The 17,219-nt window shown below is 33.8% G+C and carries 16 protein-coding genes; 12 read left to right on the top strand and 4 right to left on the bottom strand.

The window, feature by feature from the left end; translation table 11 throughout:
* The first annotated feature begins 78 nt into the window (after positions 1 to 78).
* Complete coding sequence (gene dnaG, locus AAGV33_RS12545; protein WP_373392368.1) at positions 79 to 2,133, top strand: DNA primase; 2,055 nt, start codon at positions 79 to 81, stop codon at positions 2,131 to 2,133.
* Here the strand turns inward: dnaG and AAGV33_RS12540 are convergent, their stop codons facing one another.
* Entirely contained in the window at positions 2,134 to 2,763 is a 630-nt protein-coding gene (locus AAGV33_RS12540) for a LuxR C-terminal-related transcriptional regulator (protein WP_373392367.1), read from the bottom strand. It abuts the gene before it with no gap.
* 93 nt (positions 2,764 to 2,856) lie between these two features.
* The gene (gene nadE / locus AAGV33_RS12535; protein WP_373392366.1) at positions 2,857 to 3,657 is read right to left on the bottom strand and encodes an NAD(+) synthase; all 801 of its coding nucleotides are present in this window, start codon (positions 3,655 to 3,657) and stop codon (positions 2,857 to 2,859) included.
* A 99-nt stretch (positions 3,658 to 3,756) separates the two neighbouring features.
* On the opposite strand from nadE, the gene gldB reads away from it, so the two are divergent.
* Both gldB and gldC read left to right on the top strand, forming a co-directional pair.
* A complete protein-coding gene (gldB, locus tag AAGV33_RS12530; RefSeq protein ID WP_373392365.1) occupies positions 3,757 to 4,713 on the top strand; it encodes a gliding motility lipoprotein GldB in 957 nt (318 codons plus the stop codon).
* Positions 4,713 to 5,048, top strand: a complete 336-nt coding sequence (gene gldC, locus AAGV33_RS12525; protein WP_161644288.1) for a gliding motility protein GldC — start codon at positions 4,713 to 4,715, stop codon at positions 5,046 to 5,048. The genes gldB and gldC overlap by 1 nt, the downstream gene beginning before the upstream one ends.
* A 104-nt stretch (positions 5,049 to 5,152) precedes the next feature.
* Here the strand turns inward: gldC and yihA are convergent, their stop codons facing one another.
* Both yihA and AAGV33_RS12515 read right to left on the bottom strand, forming a co-directional pair.
* A complete protein-coding gene (yihA, locus tag AAGV33_RS12520) occupies positions 5,153 to 5,773 on the bottom strand; it encodes a ribosome biogenesis GTP-binding protein YihA/YsxC (protein ID WP_373392364.1) in 621 nt (206 codons plus the stop codon).
* 25 nt (positions 5,774 to 5,798) lie between these two features.
* Positions 5,799 to 6,578 (bottom strand): alpha/beta fold hydrolase, encoded by a 780-nt coding sequence (locus AAGV33_RS12515; protein WP_373392363.1) that lies wholly within the window; start codon positions 6,576 to 6,578, stop codon positions 5,799 to 5,801.
* 380 nt (positions 6,579 to 6,958) lie between these two features.
* Here AAGV33_RS12515 and mraZ point away from each other — a divergent pair, with 380 nt between their 5' ends.
* The 9 genes from mraZ (at position 6,959) to murG (ending at position 17,184) form a co-directional block, all read left to right on the top strand.
* Positions 6,959 to 7,429: a division/cell wall cluster transcriptional repressor MraZ gene (gene mraZ, locus AAGV33_RS12510; protein WP_373392362.1), complete on the top strand. Its 471-nt coding sequence runs from the start codon at positions 6,959 to 6,961 to the stop codon at positions 7,427 to 7,429.
* The gene (gene rsmH / locus AAGV33_RS12505) at positions 7,404 to 8,312 is read left to right on the top strand and encodes a 16S rRNA (cytosine(1402)-N(4))-methyltransferase RsmH (RefSeq protein WP_373392361.1); all 909 of its coding nucleotides are present in this window, start codon (positions 7,404 to 7,406) and stop codon (positions 8,310 to 8,312) included. The genes mraZ and rsmH overlap by 26 nt, the downstream gene beginning before the upstream one ends.
* 5 nt (positions 8,313 to 8,317) lie before the next feature.
* On the top strand, positions 8,318 to 8,665 hold the full coding sequence (locus AAGV33_RS12500) for an FtsL-like putative cell division protein (protein WP_373392360.1): 348 nt from the start codon (positions 8,318 to 8,320) through the stop codon (positions 8,663 to 8,665).
* Positions 8,656 to 10,659: a penicillin-binding protein gene (locus tag AAGV33_RS12495; RefSeq protein ID WP_373392359.1), complete on the top strand. Its 2,004-nt coding sequence runs from the start codon at positions 8,656 to 8,658 to the stop codon at positions 10,657 to 10,659. The genes AAGV33_RS12500 and AAGV33_RS12495 overlap by 10 nt, the downstream gene beginning before the upstream one ends.
* Positions 10,659 to 12,119 carry a UDP-N-acetylmuramoyl-L-alanyl-D-glutamate--2,6-diaminopimelate ligase gene (locus tag AAGV33_RS12490; protein WP_373392408.1) on the top strand — a complete coding sequence of 487 codons (1,461 nt, stop codon included), beginning with the start codon at positions 10,659 to 10,661 and terminating at the stop codon, positions 12,117 to 12,119. Before AAGV33_RS12495 ends, AAGV33_RS12490 begins: the two co-directional genes overlap by 1 nt.
* Before the next feature lie 7 nt (positions 12,120 to 12,126).
* The gene (mraY, locus tag AAGV33_RS12485) at positions 12,127 to 13,356 is read left to right on the top strand and encodes a phospho-N-acetylmuramoyl-pentapeptide-transferase (RefSeq protein WP_373392358.1); all 1,230 of its coding nucleotides are present in this window, start codon (positions 12,127 to 12,129) and stop codon (positions 13,354 to 13,356) included.
* A gap of 1 nt (position 13,357) precedes the next feature.
* Positions 13,358 to 14,689, top strand: a complete 1,332-nt coding sequence (gene murD, locus AAGV33_RS12480) for a UDP-N-acetylmuramoyl-L-alanine--D-glutamate ligase (RefSeq protein ID WP_373392357.1) — start codon at positions 13,358 to 13,360, stop codon at positions 14,687 to 14,689.
* Between the two features lie 104 nt (positions 14,690 to 14,793).
* Positions 14,794 to 16,086, top strand: coding sequence for an FtsW/RodA/SpoVE family cell cycle protein (locus AAGV33_RS12475; protein ID WP_373392356.1), 1,293 nt, complete (start codon positions 14,794 to 14,796; stop codon positions 16,084 to 16,086).
* A gap of 9 nt (positions 16,087 to 16,095) precedes the next feature.
* Positions 16,096 to 17,184, top strand: coding sequence for an undecaprenyldiphospho-muramoylpentapeptide beta-N-acetylglucosaminyltransferase (gene murG / locus AAGV33_RS12470; RefSeq protein ID WP_373392355.1), 1,089 nt, complete (start codon positions 16,096 to 16,098; stop codon positions 17,182 to 17,184).
* Positions 17,185 to 17,219 lie beyond the last annotated feature (35 nt).

Raw genomic sequence — 17,219 nt, 5'->3', positions numbered from 1 at the left:
AATTGATTTTTGTCATTGAAATTGAAAATTGCCATTGATATTGTATCTTTGATGCTTTCCAACTTTATACCTTAAAAATTGATTTCAAAAGCGACCATAGATACTGTTTTCGAAACTGCTCGAGTTGAGGAGGTTATTGGCGATTTTGTCCAATTAAAACGTGCAGGAAGTAATTTTAAAGGATTGAGTCCGTTTTCTGATGAGCGTTCTCCATCCTTTATGGTATCGCCAGCCAAGGGAATTTGGAAAGATTTTAGCTCGGGAAAAGGCGGAAATGCGGTGGCTTTCCTAATGGAACACTCGCATTTTACGTATCCGGAAGCCATTCGTTATTTGGCTAAAAAATACAATATCGAAATTGAGGAAACGGAATTAACAGATGCCGAAAAAGCCAATACTGATGCACGAGAAAGTATGTATTTGGTCTCTGAATTTGCAAAAGATTATTTCCATAAAACACTTTTAAATACCGAAGAAGGGCAGGCTATTGGACTTTCGTATTTTAAAGAAAGAGGATTTACTACCGAAACGATTAAGAAATTTAGTTTAGGATATTCTCCAGAAACCTGGGATGCTTTCACTAAAGAAGCGCTGGGCAAAGGCTATAAACTGGAATTTTTGGAAAGTACTGGTTTGACTATTCCAAGAGAAGATCGTCCTTTTGATCGATTTAAAAGCCGTGTGATGTTTCCTATTCAGAGTATGTCTGGAAGGATTTTAGGTTTTGGAGGTCGAATTTTGACTAATGATAAAAAAGCGGCTAAATACCTCAATTCCCCTGAAAGTGAAATTTACCATAAGAGTAAAGTTTTGTATGGTATTTTTCAAGCCAAACAATCTATAGCTAAATTAAATAATTGTTTTTTGGTTGAAGGTTATACGGATGTGATTCAGTTTAACCAAGCGGGAATTGAAAATGTGGTGGCTTCTTCAGGAACGGCTTTGACTCCAGATCAAATTAGACTTGTTAATCGTTTGACTAAAAATATTACCGTTCTTTTTGATGGTGATGCTGCTGGACTTCGGGCTTCTGTTCGGGGAATCGATTTGATTCTGGAGGAAGGAATGAATGTGAAAGTTTGTACTTTTCCTGATGGAGAAGATCCGGATAGTTTTGCTAAAAAAACATCACATGATGATTTGGTGGCTTATTTAGAAAACAATGCTAAGGATTTTATTCAGTTTAAAGCTTCGTTGTTAATGGATGAAGCCAAGAATGATCCTATTAAGAAAGCCGATTTGATTCGGGATATGGTGCAAAGTATTTCTAAAATTCCAGATCGTATTCAGCGCGAAGTTTATATCCAGGAATGTTCCCGAATTATGGATATTTCGGAGCAAGTGCTTATTAGTACTTTAGCTCAGTTGATTCAAAAAGATGTTGCTGAAGTTGCTAAAAAGCAAAAGCAGGAACAAAAACCTTTTGAAGTTTATAGAAACCAAAACCAAAAAAATACGGGCTATTCAGGAGGAGATCCAGAAGACCCTAGATTTGGACCGCCACAGGATTATCCTGGAGAACTGGGATATCCAAGCGAGCCTACAGAAAAAGTAGATGTTTTATATCGTTTAGAACGAAAAATAATTGAAATTTTGCTTTTGTATGGAAACAAAACAGAACTTTTTGAAGATGTTTTGATGAAAACTAATGAAGATGGCGAAATAGAACATGTTAGCGAAATGAAATCCTATAAGGTTTTTCAAAGGATTTATCTGAGTTTGCAAGAAGATGAAGTTGAATTAGCTAATCCTTTGTTCCGTACCATATTTAACGATTTAATTAATCATTATCTTCAAAATGATACGTTCAGTTTAGAACAGTATTTAATGCATTTGCCGGCAGAATATGCTCAGGAAGTAACTGATATTTTGATGGAAGACGAACGATTAGTCATGCACGATTGGGAAGGGCAAAATATTTTTCCAAAAAGCAAGCAAGATACTATAAGTCAAAATGTGTCTGAGACTATTTTAACCTTAAGATGGTATTTAGTGGGGCGAATTATAGACGAATTAAAAAACTCCATATCTCCTGATCAGGATAATATGGAGTCTTTAATGATGATTAGAGATTATAATGAACTTACTCGAGCTTTTTCAAAAAAACTCGGTAGAGTCATGTCTCGTTTTTAATTAAACGATCTCTAAACTTTTAGCTTTATTTACTAAATCAACTAAGTTGGTAACATTTAATTTAGTTAACAAACGTAATTTGTAAGTACTAATGGTTTTTTCGTTCAAACCTAAGATTTCAGCAATCTCGTGGTTTTTCTTTCCTCCACTTAAGTAACGTAAAACTTCTACTTCACGATTTGAAAGTTTACGGTACAAGCGTTCGCTTTTACTTTGTTTAGCAATTAAAGCTAGGTTTTTCTTAACCGTTTCATTCATGATAATTTTACCTTGATGAACTTTGATTATAGATTGTCCTAAAGTCTCTAATTTTTCTTTCTTATGAACATATCCAGAAACTCCAGCTTTAATAGCATTAGGAGCATAAATTTGTTCAGAAAGTCCGCTAAAAATAATAATTTTTGTTTTAGGGAAACTTTTCAAAAGCGATTTTACTTCGAAAATACTCGAAAGTCCTTCTAATTCTAAGTCCAAGACTAAAACGTCTATTTCTTTAGTTAAGAGGATATCTCGAATCATCAAAAAACTACCAACATTGGCAGTCATTGATATGTCTGCATGGTCTTTGAAGTACGATTTTACTCCAAAATGCACTACCGGAAAATTATCGGCTAGACAAACTTTAATCATGATTTTTTTTTTTAGGGTTGTATTTGTGTGAAATGTATATATAAAATTAGATAAAAAAAAGGAATTGTACTATTTTTTATGGATAAAATCGTATTAAATCCGATTAATAACACATACAGGTATCGAATTCATCTTATGTTGGTTGATTGTGTTGAGTTTTTTGTAGATTTCAAACACTTTTTTCTCTCTTTCTGTATAATTTGTTGAGTCATTGTTGTTTTCGTCTTCAAGCATTGCCCATTCTAATTCGTCATAAGAAGCGCCTAGTTGTTGTTCATCTGTTTTTTCGTCACCAAATAAACCATCTGAAGGTTGTGCCACTAAAATTGAATTTGGAACTTCTAGATATTCAGCTAATGCAAAAACATCCGATTTCATCAAATCAGCAATCGGACTCAAATCAACTCCTCCATCTCCATATTTAGTAAAGAAACCAACGCCAAAATCTTCTACTTTATTGCCTGTTCCTGCAACTAAAAGTCCGTGAACTCCTGCATAATAATATAAAGTAGTCATTCTTAATCTAGCGCGGGTATTAGCTAGTGTTAGATTTAGTTTGTTTTCTTCAAAATCAGTAGGCACTTGACTTTTAAAAGTTTCGAATACAGGTGTTAAATCAGTATGTACACTACTTACATTTGCAAAACGTTTTTTAAGTTGCTCAATGTGTTCTTTAGCACGGCTTACGTGGCTTTCGTGTTGGTGAATAGGCATTTCTACACACAATACCTGAAATCCAGTTTGAGCACATAAAGTTGAGGTTACTGCCGAATCCACACCACCAGAAACTCCTACCACAAAACCGTTAACTTTTGCAGTTTCGGCATAAGACTTTAACCAATTGACAATCTGGGTGTTTACTTGATCAACGTTTATCGTCGTTTTTTTAGACATAATAGTTCATATTTTAGCTATCAGGAACGTATCTTTGCACAAAATTTTGGTAACATACTGGTTATCCTGATTTAATGGTGCAAATTTAATTAAAATAAAATGAAAACTTGTGTAATTTTCTTAGTTCTGTCGTTCTTTTTTTTGTCTTGCAATACTAAAAATAAAACAGAGAATTCTGCAGAGGCAATTCCAGTAGCATTAGAAGTGATTCGATTCGACAAAATATTTTTCGAAACAGAGCCTCAGGACTTAACAAAAGTTAAAAAAGAGTTTCCTTTTTTCTTTCCAGCTGGAAATGATGATGCCGTTTGGTTAGACAAAATGCAAAATCCGCTTTGGAGAGAATTGTATACTGAAGTTCAAAAGAAGTTTTCCAACTTTGATTCGTGTAAGGCCCAATTGGAAACTACTTTTCAAAACATAAAACATTATTTTCCAAAAACAAAAACGCCAAAAGTTTTCACAGTCATTTCTGAAATGGATTATAATAATAAAGTAATTTATGCAGATAGTTTATTGATTATTTCTCTCGAAATGTATTTAGGTAAGGAACATAAATTCTATCAGTTTCCTGATTATATTAAGCAAAATTTTGAACCGCAACAACTTTTGCCTGATGTGGTAGAAAGTTTTGCTAAAAGCCAAATTCCCCCTTCAAAAGAAAAAAGTTTTTTAGCTGCGATGATTTATGTTGGAAAAGAATTATATCTAAAAGACATGCTTTTACCTAATTATAATGATTCAGACAAAATAGGATATACGTCAGAACAATTGCAATGGTGTGAAGAAAATGAAAGTTACATGTGGCGTTATTTTATTGAAGACCAGTTGTTGTATAATGATGATCCTAAATTAATTCCTCGTTTTATTAGCCCGGCACCATTTTCTAAGTTTTATTTGGAAATCGATAATGAGTCGCCAGGAAGAGTGGGAGCGTGGATAGGATGGCAAATTGTTCGTTCGTATATGAAAAATAATGAAGTATCTTTGCCGCAATTAATGCACACTAGTGCAAAAGAAATTTTTGAAAAATCAAAATATAAACCTAAAAAGTAATGTCAGATAAAAATAAATCAGAAATTAATTTTCTAGTAGAATTAGATGAAAACCGCATTCCAGAAAAATTGTATTGGACGGCAAAAGATGGCGGAATTGAATTAGAAGAGTCAAAAGCAATTATGTTATCTGTTTGGGATAGTAAAGTGAAAGAAAGCATGCGTATTGATTTGTGGACAAAGGATATGCCGGTAGACGAAATGAAAATTTTCTTTCACCAAACTTTAGTAGCGATGTCGGATACTTTTCACCGTGCAACAGGTGACGAAAAAATGGCAGCAACTATGAAAGATTTTTGTGAATACTTTGCAGAAAAATTAGAGTTGACGAAATAAGTGTTGAAAATTCTAACAAAAAAATCCCAAATTCCAAGTTTAACAATTGGAATTTGGGATTTTTGTATTTTATAGTTGGTATTTGGAATTTTTAAAATTGAAATTTAGAATCCGCTGTTGTTTTTGAAGATTTCTTGATTTACTTCGTCAATATAACTTAATAAATCTTCTTTTCCAGTTCCTTCTGTAGAAGAAGTTACAAAATAAGGTGGCATTTCGGCCCAGTTGTTAGCAAACATTTGTTTTTTGTAAGCAGCAACATGAGACTCAATTTTTACTCTACTAATTTTGTCTGCTTTGGTAAAAATAATGCAGAAAGGAATTTCGCTTTCGCCCATGTAGCTCATAAATTCAATATCAATGGCTTGTGCGTCATGACGAATATCGATTAATACAAATGCACAGGCTAATTGTTCTCTTTTTTCAAAATAATCGGTAATGAATTGTTGGAAAACTGATTTGGTTTTCTTTGATACTTTAGCATAACCATATCCAGGTAAATCGACTAGAAACCAATTATTATTTATTAAAAAATGATTAATCAATTGTGTTTTTCCTGGTCTTCCAGATGTTTTGGCTAATTTTTTTTGGTTAGTCAACATGTTTATTAATGATGATTTCCCCACATTCGACCTGCCTATAAAAGCATATTCGGGCAAAAAATCCTTAGGACATTTGCTTACATCTGAGTTGCTAATTACGAATTCGGCGGTATTGATTTTCATATTTTGTTTATGTAAAAAGCTGTTTTTACAGCGTAGGAACTTTTAAATTAGTTTTTGTTAGCCAGTCTTCTAATAAATTATTGAACTCGTCTGGGTGTTCCATCATCGCTGCATGACCACATTGGTCAATCCAGTATAAAGAAGAATTGGGTAATAATTTATTGAATTCTGTTGCTACTTCCGGAGGGGTAACTTTATCATTTTTTCCCCAAATAATACAAGTTTGAACGTGCATTTTTGGCAAATCTTTGGCCATATTATGACGGATGGCACTTTTAGCAATGGTTAAAGTTTTGATTAATTTGATACGGTCATTTACCGTTGCATATACTTCGTCAATCAATTCTGGCGTGGCAATTTTTGGGTCGTAAAATACGTCTTCAGCTTTTTTCTTGATGTATTCGTAGTCTCCTCTTTTAGGATAGCTGTCGCCCATAGCGCTTTCGTAAAGCCCTGAACTTCCTGTTATTACAAGGCCTGCTACTTTTTCAGGATACATTTTAGTATGATACAATGCAATGTGTCCTCCTAATGAATTTCCTAAAAGTATAACTCTTTCAAAACCTTTAAAAGTGATAAAGTCTTTTACGTATTTAGCGAACGCTTTTACGTTAGTTTTTAGTAAGCTTTGTGTATATATTGGTAAATCGGGTATGATGATTTTGTATCCTTTGTCAGAGAAGTAACGAGCTACGCCATCAAAGTTGCTTAAGCCTCCCATTAATCCATGTAAAATGACAATAGGAATTCCTTCGCCTGCTTCGTAATAGCTGTATCTGCCTTCTTTTTTATAGTTTTTTTCCATGCGTTTGAATGCGAATTTCAATTTCGACAAATATAGGATATAATCAGTTAAAATGAGTTTTTGAAAACTTTTTTTGAGGATAATATTCCAGATTTCACTTGTGCTTATAAACCGTCAGCTTAGTTGTGTTAGTGGGTGACTAGTCTTTTTTTGTAAAAATAAGGGCTGTTTTATTATTGAAAAATGTTTCATATTCCCGCTTGTTTTTTTGAATTGAATTCTGAAAGATGTGATAAAAGAGAATTAGCTAACGTTCTGATAGTCTAAAAATTAAGGGTTTTATGGTAGAAGTGGGTAAACTTATCAACAAAGTGGTAGAAAGTGGTAAAAGGTGGTAAAATTTTTTATATTTTTGCTCTATATCATTTAAAGCGATTCTTTTGAATACAATTGTAGGAACATATGAGTGTAAAGTTGATGCTAAAGGAAGGGTTTTATTACCTGCTCCTTTAAAGAAGCAATTGGCTGCCTCTCTTCAAGACGGTTTTGTTTTGAAGCGTTCCTTGTTTCAGCCTTGTTTGGAGTTGTATCCAATGGAAGAGTGGAATTTGATGATGCAAAAAATCAACAAACTCAATCGATTTGTAAAAAAGAACAACGATTTTATTCGCAAGTTTACTGCTGGTGTTAAGGTAGTTGAGATTGATACTTTGGGGCGTTTATTAGTGCCTAAGGATTTGGTGAATTTTGCTAGTATTGCTAAGGATGTTGTTTTTTCATCTGCGGTGAATATTGTGGAAATCTGGGATAAAGATTTGTATGAGCAGTCAATAGATGATGGAGTTGATTTTGCAGATTTGGCTGAAGAGGTAATGGGTAATATAAATGACGACAACAATGGAATATCATAATCCAGTTTTGCTTAAAGAAACAGTAGATGGTTTAAATATTAAGCCTGATGGAGTGTATGTAGATGTGACTTTTGGTGGTGGTGGTCATTCGAAAGAAATTTTAAGACGATTAGGTCCAAATGGAAAATTGTTCGCTTTTGATCAGGATGAAGATGCATTAGTAAATGCACTTCCTGATGAGCGATTTGTATTGATTAATGAGAATTTTAGACATATAAAACGATTCTTGCGCTTTCACGGAGCAAGAAGTGTTGATGGGATTTTAGGCGATTTAGGGGTTTCTTCTCATCAATTTGATGTGCCAGAAAGAGGTTTTTCAACTCGATTTGATGCTGAATTGGATATGAGAATGAGTCAAAAAAATGATCTGAATGCTTATAAGGTAGTTAATGAATACGATGACGCTAATTTGAGAAGAGTTTTCTATGATTATGGTGAATTAAAAAATGCTCCGGCTTTATCAAGAACAATTATTGAAGCCAGAGTAAATCGACCAATAAAAACTACCGATGAGCTGAAAGAAGTTTTAGTGAAATATTTACCAGAACGAGTTCGAAATAAAATATTAGCCCAAATCTATCAGGCCATTCGTATTGAGGTAAATCAGGAAATGGATGTTTTGAAAGAATTTTTAGAACAATCATTGGAGATTTTGAATCCACAAGGAAGATTAAGTGTGATTTCTTATCATTCGTTGGAAGATCGTTTGGTGAAAAGATTTATGAAAAACGGAATGTTTGAAGGAGAACCAGAACGTGATTTTTTTGGAAATTTTTCAGTTCCATTCAAAACAATTGGAAAATTAATTGTTCCGGATAACGAAGAAATTAAGATTAATAATAGAGCAAGAAGTGCCAAGTTAAGAATTGCCGAAAAGAATTAAGAACAATGAAAACGAGTATTTATAATCTATTAAAAGCGAGATTTTTAATCGATGATGATGCGATAAAGAATTGGCGTTTTATTGTTTTTTTGATTGTTCTTGCCATAGTTATGATTGCCAATACACAGCGTTACGAGCAAAAAGTGTTTAAAATAGCCGAATTAACTTCTGAAGTAAAAGAAATGCGTTCGGAGTTTGTAGACAGACGTTCCGAATTGATGAAATTGCGAATGGAGTCTACGGTTTCTGAAAAAATGTTAGAAAAAGAAATTTTTCCATCAACAGTGCCCCCAGTGAAGATAAAAGTGAAAAATGTAGAAGAGAAAAGTCTCCTAAAGAAATTATGGCAGTAGATGATAAATACATATCGTACCGAATTTATCTAGTTGCATTTGCTATTTTTTTAATGGCAATTGCAATTGCTGTTAAGTTGACCAATATCCAATGGGTTGAAGGAAATTATTATAGAGAATTAGCAAAGGAAAGAACCGTTAGAGAATTTGTTATCCCTGCGAATAAAGGAAATATTTATTCTTCTGATGGAAGTTTGCTTGCGACTTCGATACCAAAATACATTATTCGTTTTGATGCTTTGGCTCCAAAAAAAGAAGCTTTTGAGCAAAATGTAAATGCTTTAGCCGATTCATTAGCGACTATTTTAGGGAAATCTGCGGGGTATTATCAAAACGAACTGAGAAAAGCAAGAGCAAACAATAATCGTTATTATTTAGTTGCCAGAGATTTGAGCTACACCGATTATATGAAAATAAAGAGTTTTCCTTTATTTGAATTAGGTCCTTACAAAGGTGGAATCATTGTAGATCAAAAAACAGTCCGCGAACATCCTATTGGAAAAATTGCCGAGAGAACTATTGGTTACGAACGAAAATATCAAGAAGGACATTCGGACGGAAAAGGAATCGAATGGGCTTACAAAGATTATTTGAATGGGAAAGATGGTAGAATTCTAAAACAAAAAATTGCCAAAGGACAGTGGAAACCTATTCGTGATATAAACGAAGTAGATCCTCAAGATGGATATGATGTTATTTCGACTATTGATGTTTACATTCAAGACATTGCGCATCACGCTTTATTGAAACAATTACAAGATTATGAAGCCGATCACGGTTGTGTGGTAGTGATGGAATCCCATACAGGTCAAGTAAAAGCGATTTCAAATTTAGGAAGAGCTAGCGATGGAACATATTACGAAACTACTAATTACGCAGTAGCAGAATCTCATGAGCCAGGTTCTACATTTAAATTAGTTGATTTAATGATTATTCTGGAGGATAAAGTGGCCGATACTAGTACAGTTTATGATACAAAAGAGGGAATAATAAAATATTCAGGTAAGTCGGTTAGAGATTCGCATGTAGGTGGTTATGGAAAAATTTCGTTGGCTCGTGGATTTGAACTTTCATCAAATACAGTGATGGTTCAAGCGGTGTATGATAATTATAAAAACAATCCGTCTAAGTTTGTTAACCGTGTTAATTCCTATGGATTGAATAAGCGATTGAATATGGATTTTAAAGGAGAAGGACGACCGTTTATTCCGCAACCTACAGATAAAAACTGGTCTAATATTTCATTGCCATGGATGGCTTTTGGATACGGAGTTTCGGTTACGCCAATGCAAACTTTAGCTTATTATAATGCTGTTGCAAATAATGGAGTGATGGTAAAACCACAATTTGTTTCTGAAATCAAAGAATGGAACAAAACCATCAAAAAAATGGAACCTGAAGTGATTAATCCTAGAATTTGTTCGCAAGAAACACTTTTGAAATTAAAAGAGGTTTTGAAAAATGTAGTCAAAAGAGGAACAGCGTCTAAATTGTATTCTAAAGATTTCTCTATGGCTGGTAAAACAGGAACGGCTCAGGTAAACTATGGAAAAAGAGACGGTACTCCAATGCATTATGCTTCTTCTTTTGTGGGGTATTTTCCGGCGGATAAACCAAAATATTCTTGTATAGTAGTGGTTCATAAACCAAGTACAGCAAAAGGTGATTTTTATGGAGCTGGTGTTGCAGGTCCGGTTTTTAAACGAATTGCACAAAAGATTTTCACTGAAGTTCCTTCGACAAACGAAATCAAAAAACTGGATAAAAAGATTCCAAAGCAAGAGAAAAATTATAACGAATATTTTGCAAAACTTCAAAAATCACAGGAATTGATTCCTAATGTTAAGGGAATGCCAGGAATGGATGCCATTGCTTTGCTAGAAAATTTAGGAATGCATGTTAGAACAAAAGGTATTGGAAAAGTGAAAAATCAGTCGCTACAGGCAGGTCAAAATATTATAAAAAACACAACTATAACATTAGAATTATTGTGATTAAATTAAAAGACATATTATATAAAGTAGCAATCGAAGCTGTTCACGGTTCGACTGATATTGCTATTGGTAAATTAGATTTCGATTCTAGAAAAATTGTAGCTAATGATGTGTTTGTAGCCATTCGTGGTTCAATTTCAGACGGACATGATTATATTCAAAAAGCCATCGATTTAGGTGCTAAAGCCATAATTTGCGATACTTTTCCTGAGCAATTTGTTAATGAGGTTACTTATGTACAAGTAAATGATACTAACAAAGCACTTGCTTTTATGGCCGCTAATTATTTTGGAAATCCTTCTGAAAAATTAAAATTAGTTGGAATTACAGGGACTAACGGGAAAACTACAATTGCTTCTTTATTGTATCAATTGTTTAAAAAAGCAGGATTCAAAGTAGGTTTGCTTTCTACTGTAAAAATATTGGTTGATGAAGTAGAATACAAAGCAACGCATACCACACCTGATTCCATTACAATTAATCATTTTTTGAATGAGATGATTAATGCAGGCGTAGAATACTGTTTTATGGAAGTGAGTTCGCATGGAATTCATCAAAAACGTACCGAAGCCTTGCATTTTAGAGGCGGTGTTTTTACTAATTTATCGCACGATCATTTAGATTACCATCCCACTTTTGCAGAATATAGAGATGTTAAAAAATCATTTTTTGACAATTTACCAAAAACTGCCTTTGCTATTTCTAATATTGACGACAAGAATGGTGCGGTAATGTTGCAAAATACAGTAGCTCAAAAAAGAACCTACGCACTAAAATCTTATGCTGATTACAAAGCACAAATTTTAGAAAATTTATTGTCAGGTTTATTGCTGAAAATTGAAGGCAATGAAGTTTGGGTGAAACTTATAGGTGTTTTTAATGCTTACAATTTATTAGCTATTTATGGAACGGCTATCGAATTAGGTATGGATTCGTTAGAAACGCTTCGTTTATTATCAGAATTAGAAAGTGTTTCTGGACGATTCCAATACATTGTTTCTGATTCGAATGTTACTGCAATAGTTGATTATGCACATACTCCGGACGCCTTAGAAAACGTATTAAAAACCATCAATGAAGTTCGAACTAAAAACGAACAATTAATTACAATTGTAGGTTGCGGTGGAAATAGAGACAAGGCAAAACGACCAATTATGGCTGGAATTGCATCTGATTTGAGTAACAAAACCATTTTAACATCAGACAATCCCAGAGATGAAGATCCGGATGTTATTATTAGCGAAATGGAAGCAGGAGTGCCGCCGCAAAATCATAAAAAGGTTTTTGCAGTTACAGATAGAAAACAAGCTATAAAAATTGCTTGTCAATTGGCTCAGCCAAATGATATTATTTTAATTGCAGGAAAAGGACATGAAACCTATCAGGAAATCAAAGGTATTCGTACTGATTTTGATGATATGAAAATTGTAAAAGAAATTTTAGACCAACTTCATAAATAGTAAAAATATGCTGTATTATTTATTTGATTATTTCAACAAAGTATTGAATCTTTCTGGAACAGGAGTTTTTCAGTACATCACTTTTAGATCGGCATTGGCCTTTATTCTTTCGTTGTTGTTGTCTACAATTTACGGAAAAAGAGTCATTAGTTTTTTACAAAGGCAGCAAGTAGGAGAAACGGTTCGTGAACTAGGATTGGCTGGTCAAAATGAAAAAGCAGGTACGCCTACTATGGGTGGTTTGATTATCATTTTTGCTACTTTGATTCCTGTTTTTTTGTTTGCCAAATTGCACAATATCTATATCGTTTTACTTATTGTAACTACCTTATGGATGGGAACTATTGGTTTTGTTGATGATTATATCAAAATTTTCAAAAAAGACAAAGAAGGTTTAAAAGGGATTTTTAAAGTTTTTGGTCAGGTAGGATTAGGATTAATTGTGGGAAGCGTGTTGTATTTCAATCCGCAGGTAACGGTTCGTACTGATACTGGAAAAATAGATGTTTTTAAACTGACTACAGAAACAGTGATAAGACCTGCTCCTATTGAAGAAAAATCAACAGCAACTACAATTCCGTTCTTTAAAAATAATGAGTTTGATTATGCTGAATTGTTAGCCTGGACAGGTGAAGGATATGAAAAATGGGCTTGGATTATCTTTATTCCAGTTGTAATTTTCATTATTACAGCAGTTTCAAACGGAGCTAATTTAACTGATGGAATTGATGGACTCGCCGCAGGAACTTCGGCTATTTCAGTACTGGCATTAGCCATTTTTACTTTCGTTTCGGGAAACATCATTTTTTCTAATTATCTCAACATAATGTATATCCCTAATTCGGGAGAAATGACGGTTTTTATTGCTGCTTTTGTGGGATCGCTCATTGGGTTTTTATGGTATAACTCGTATCCTGCATCGGTATTTATGGGAGATACAGGAAGTTTAACTATTGGAGGAATTATAGCGGTTTTAGCAATAGCTGTTCGAAAAGAATTATTGATTCCTTTATTGTGCGGAATTTTTCTGGTCGAAAATTTCTCAGTGGTTTTGCAAGTAGCTTATTTTAAATATACCAAGAAACGTTTTGGCGAAGGCCGAAGAATTTTCCTGATGTCGCCATTACATCACCATTATCAAAAGAAAGGCTATCATGAAAGTAAGATTGTTACCCGATTTTGGATTGTGGCCATCATGTTAGCGATACTTTCTATTGTTACCTTAAAATTAAGATAGTATGAGATTAGTAGTTTTAGGAGGAGGAGAAAGCGGAGTAGGAACAGCCATTTTAGGAAAAGAAAAAGGATGCGATGTTTTTGTATCTGATTTTGGAAAAATAAAAGAAAGTTACAAAGAAGTTCTTATAAAAAACGGTATCGATTGGGAGGATGAAAAACACACAGAATCCTTAATCTTAAATGCTGATGTGGTGATGAAAAGCCCGGGAATTCCAGAGAAAGCGCCGATAGTAAAAAAACTAGTCGAAAAAGGGATTCCGGTAATTTCTGAAATAGAATTTGCGGCTCCTTTTACTAAAGCGATTACAATAGGAATAACAGGAAGTAACGGGAAGACAACTACAACAATGTTGACTTATCATTTACTTCAATCGGCAGGATTGAATGTAGGTTTGGCAGGAAACATTGGGAAAAGTTTTGCCGAGCAGGTTGCCGAAGATAAGTACGATAGTTATGTGCTGGAATTGAGTAGCTTTCAGTTGGATGGAATTATAAATTATAAGCCGCATATCGCAATTATAACGAATATTAGTCCGGATCATTTAGATCGATACGATTATAAATATGAGAATTACATTGATTCGAAATTTAGAATAACAATGAATCAGACTGAAGAGGATTATCTCATTTATGATGCAGATGACGAAGCAATTTCAGAATGGTTACAAAAGAACAAAACAAGAGCAAAATTAATTCCTTTTTCATTGACAAAAACATTTGAAGAAGGAGCCTTTATAAAAAACAACACAATGGAAGCAATAATCAATCAAGAGGAATTTAAAATGGAAACAGAATCAATTGCCTTGGAAGGAAAACATAATTTAAAAAATGCAATGGCAGCAACTTCTGTAGCTAAATTGATGCAAATTAGAAAAGCAACAATTCGCGAAAGTCTATCAAATTTTCAAGGTGTTGAGCACCGTCTTGAGAAAGTATTGAAAATCCAAAATGTACAATACATCAATGATTCTAAAGCAACGAATGTAAATGCTACTTTTTTTGCATTAGATAGTATGAATACGCCAACGGTTTGGATTGTAGGTGGTGTTGATAAAGGAAATGATTATAATGAATTGATGGCTTTAGTTCGTGAGAAAGTAAAAGCTATTATTTGTCTTGGAGTAGATAATAAAAAAATTATCGATGCTTTTGGAAATGTAGTTGATATGATGATAGAGGTTCAAAGTATGCGTGAAGCAGTTATTATGGCACAACGTCTAACTGAAAAAGGAGATACTGTTCTATTGTCACCAGCTTGCGCGAGTTTTGATTTGTTTGAAAACTATGAAGACAGAGGACGCCAATTTAAAGATGCGGTGCATAATTTATAAAAGAAAGTTTGAAGTTAGGAGCGGGAAGTTAGAAGTGTATGTGTTTAAAATCTCATAATTCATAACAGACAACTCACAACAAAATCTCATAACTTAATAAAAAAATGAAACAACTAATTAGCAGATTAAAAGGAGATAAAGGTATTTGGTCATTTGTGGCCTTATTGGCCTTGTTTTCCTTTATGCCTGTTTTTAGTGCCAGTAGTAATTTGGCTTATTTGGGTCATGGAACAGGAAATACTTTAGGGTATTTGTTGAAACATTTGGCACATATTGGCTGTGGTTTTGCTATTATTTACTATGTTCATAAAATACCTTACCATTATTTTCGTTCTATATCTAAGTGGTTGTTGCCTGTAGTTTGGGTAGTTTTAGCCATTACAATGATAAAAGGAACGGTAATTGGCGGAGCTAATGCTAGTAGATGGCTTCAAATTCCGTTTGTGGGGATTTCATTTCAGCCATCCGCTTTTGCGGCTTTGGTTTTGTTTGTATTTGTGGCGCGTTATTTATCAAAAACAAGAACAGCACCTATTGATTTCTTAGAATCGTTAAAAGAGCTTTGGTTGCCTGTTTTTATCACTTTGATATTTATTCTTCCTTCGAATTTTTCTACTACTGCATTAATTTTTTCGATGATATTAATGTTGGTCTTCATTGGAAAATATCCAATGAAGTACATCGGATTTATTGTGGGTTCAGGAATTGTATTTTTAACCTTCTTTGTTTTGATTTCCAAAGCGTTTCCAGATGCTAAATTTTTTAGCAGGGTTAGAACATGGGAAAGTCGAATTGAAAACTTTAGTACAGATAAACCAGATGAAGATGATTACCAAATAGAGAAAGCTAAAATTGCCATTGCATCAGGAAAAATATACGGATTAGGACCAGGGAAAAGTGTTCAGAAAAACTTTTTACCACAATCTTCTTCCGATTTTATTTATGCTATTATCGTTGAAGAATATGGATTAATTGGTGGTTTAGGAGTGTTGTTTTTGTATTTGTTGTTGCTTTTTAGATTCGTAATTGCTTCGCATAAAGCGAATACACTTTTTGGGAAATTAGTCGTCATAGGACTCGGTTTTCCAATGATTTTTCAGGCTATGATTAATATGGCAGTTGCAGTAGAATTATTGCCTGTTACGGGACAAACCTTGCCTTTAATTAGTAGTGGAGGAACTTCAATCTGGATGACTTGTATCGCATTGGGAATCATCATTGGTGTAACCAAAAAAGAAGAAGAAATAGAACAAGAACAAAAAGAAGCGGCTAGAAGGGAAGAAGCACTTCAACGATTGATTGATGCTGAATTGGCATCCGAAGAACAACAAAAAAACGAGTCTTATTCGATAGAAGATAAAATGGCTAATCCGATGAATGCCGTTTTAAATAAATAGATTGATAGCATGAAACAGTATAAATTCATATTAAGTGGCGGAGGAACAGGAGGACATATCTATCCTGCAATTGCAATTGCCAATGAATTAAAATCGCGATTTCCAAAGGCAGAATTTCTTTTTGTGGGTGCTGAGGATAAGATGGAAATGCAAAAAGTACCGCAAGCAGGATATGCCATTAAAGGTTTGTGGATTGCTGGATTGCAAAGGAAAATTACATTGCAAAATATGTTGTTTCCAGTTAAATTGTTTAACAGTTTACAAAAATCCAGAAAAATAATAAAAGAGTTTAAGCCAGATGTAGTTATTGGAACTGGTGGTTTTGCAAGTGGTCCTTTGTTACAAATGGCCAATACACTTGGAATTCCAACACTAATTCAGGAGCAAAATTCTTTTCCAGGAATTACTAATAAATTGTTGAGTAAAAAAGCACACACTATTTGTGTGGCTTATGAAAATCTGGAACGATTTTTTCCAAAAGGGAAAACGATTTTGACAGGAAATCCTGTTCGTCAGGATTTGATTGCTATTGAAGATAAAAGAGCAGAAGCAATAGCGTATTTTAATTTGGATGCCAATAAAAAAACGCTTTTGGTTCTTGGTGGAAGTCTAGGTGCCAGAAGAGTGAATCAGTTAATTGAAAAAGAACTGAAAAGTATTCAGGATCAAAATGTTCAAATTATCTGGCAATGTGGAAAATTGTATTTTGAAGAGTATAAAAAATACAATTCAGAAAATGTTCAGGTAGTAGCTTTTATTGAAAAAATGGATTTTGTTTATGCTGCTGCTGATGTTATTATTTCGCGTGCAGGAGCTTCTTCGGTGTCGGAATTGTGTATTGTGGGGAAACCAGTGATTTTTATTCCTTCGCCTAATGTAGCCGAAGATCATCAGACAAAAAATGCAAAAGCTATTGTCGATAAAAAAGGAGCGCTTTTAATCAAAGAATCCGAATTGGAATCTGAATTTAGTTTGGTTTTTGAAGCCTTGCTGAAAGATCCAGAAAAACAAAAACAGTTGAGCGAAAATATAAAAAAACTCGCTTTGCCTGAAGCAACAAAACAAATTGCCGACGAAATTGTGAAATTGATTAAGTAACAATGTCAATGTCAATAGCAATAGACAATGACAAT

Source organism: Flavobacterium magnesitis (assembly GCF_041729735.1).
Lineage (GTDB): Bacteria > Bacteroidota > Bacteroidia > Flavobacteriales > Flavobacteriaceae > Flavobacterium > Flavobacterium magnesitis.
Note: the sequence above shows the minus strand (reverse complement) of the source record. Positions and strands in the feature narration are given on the sequence as shown.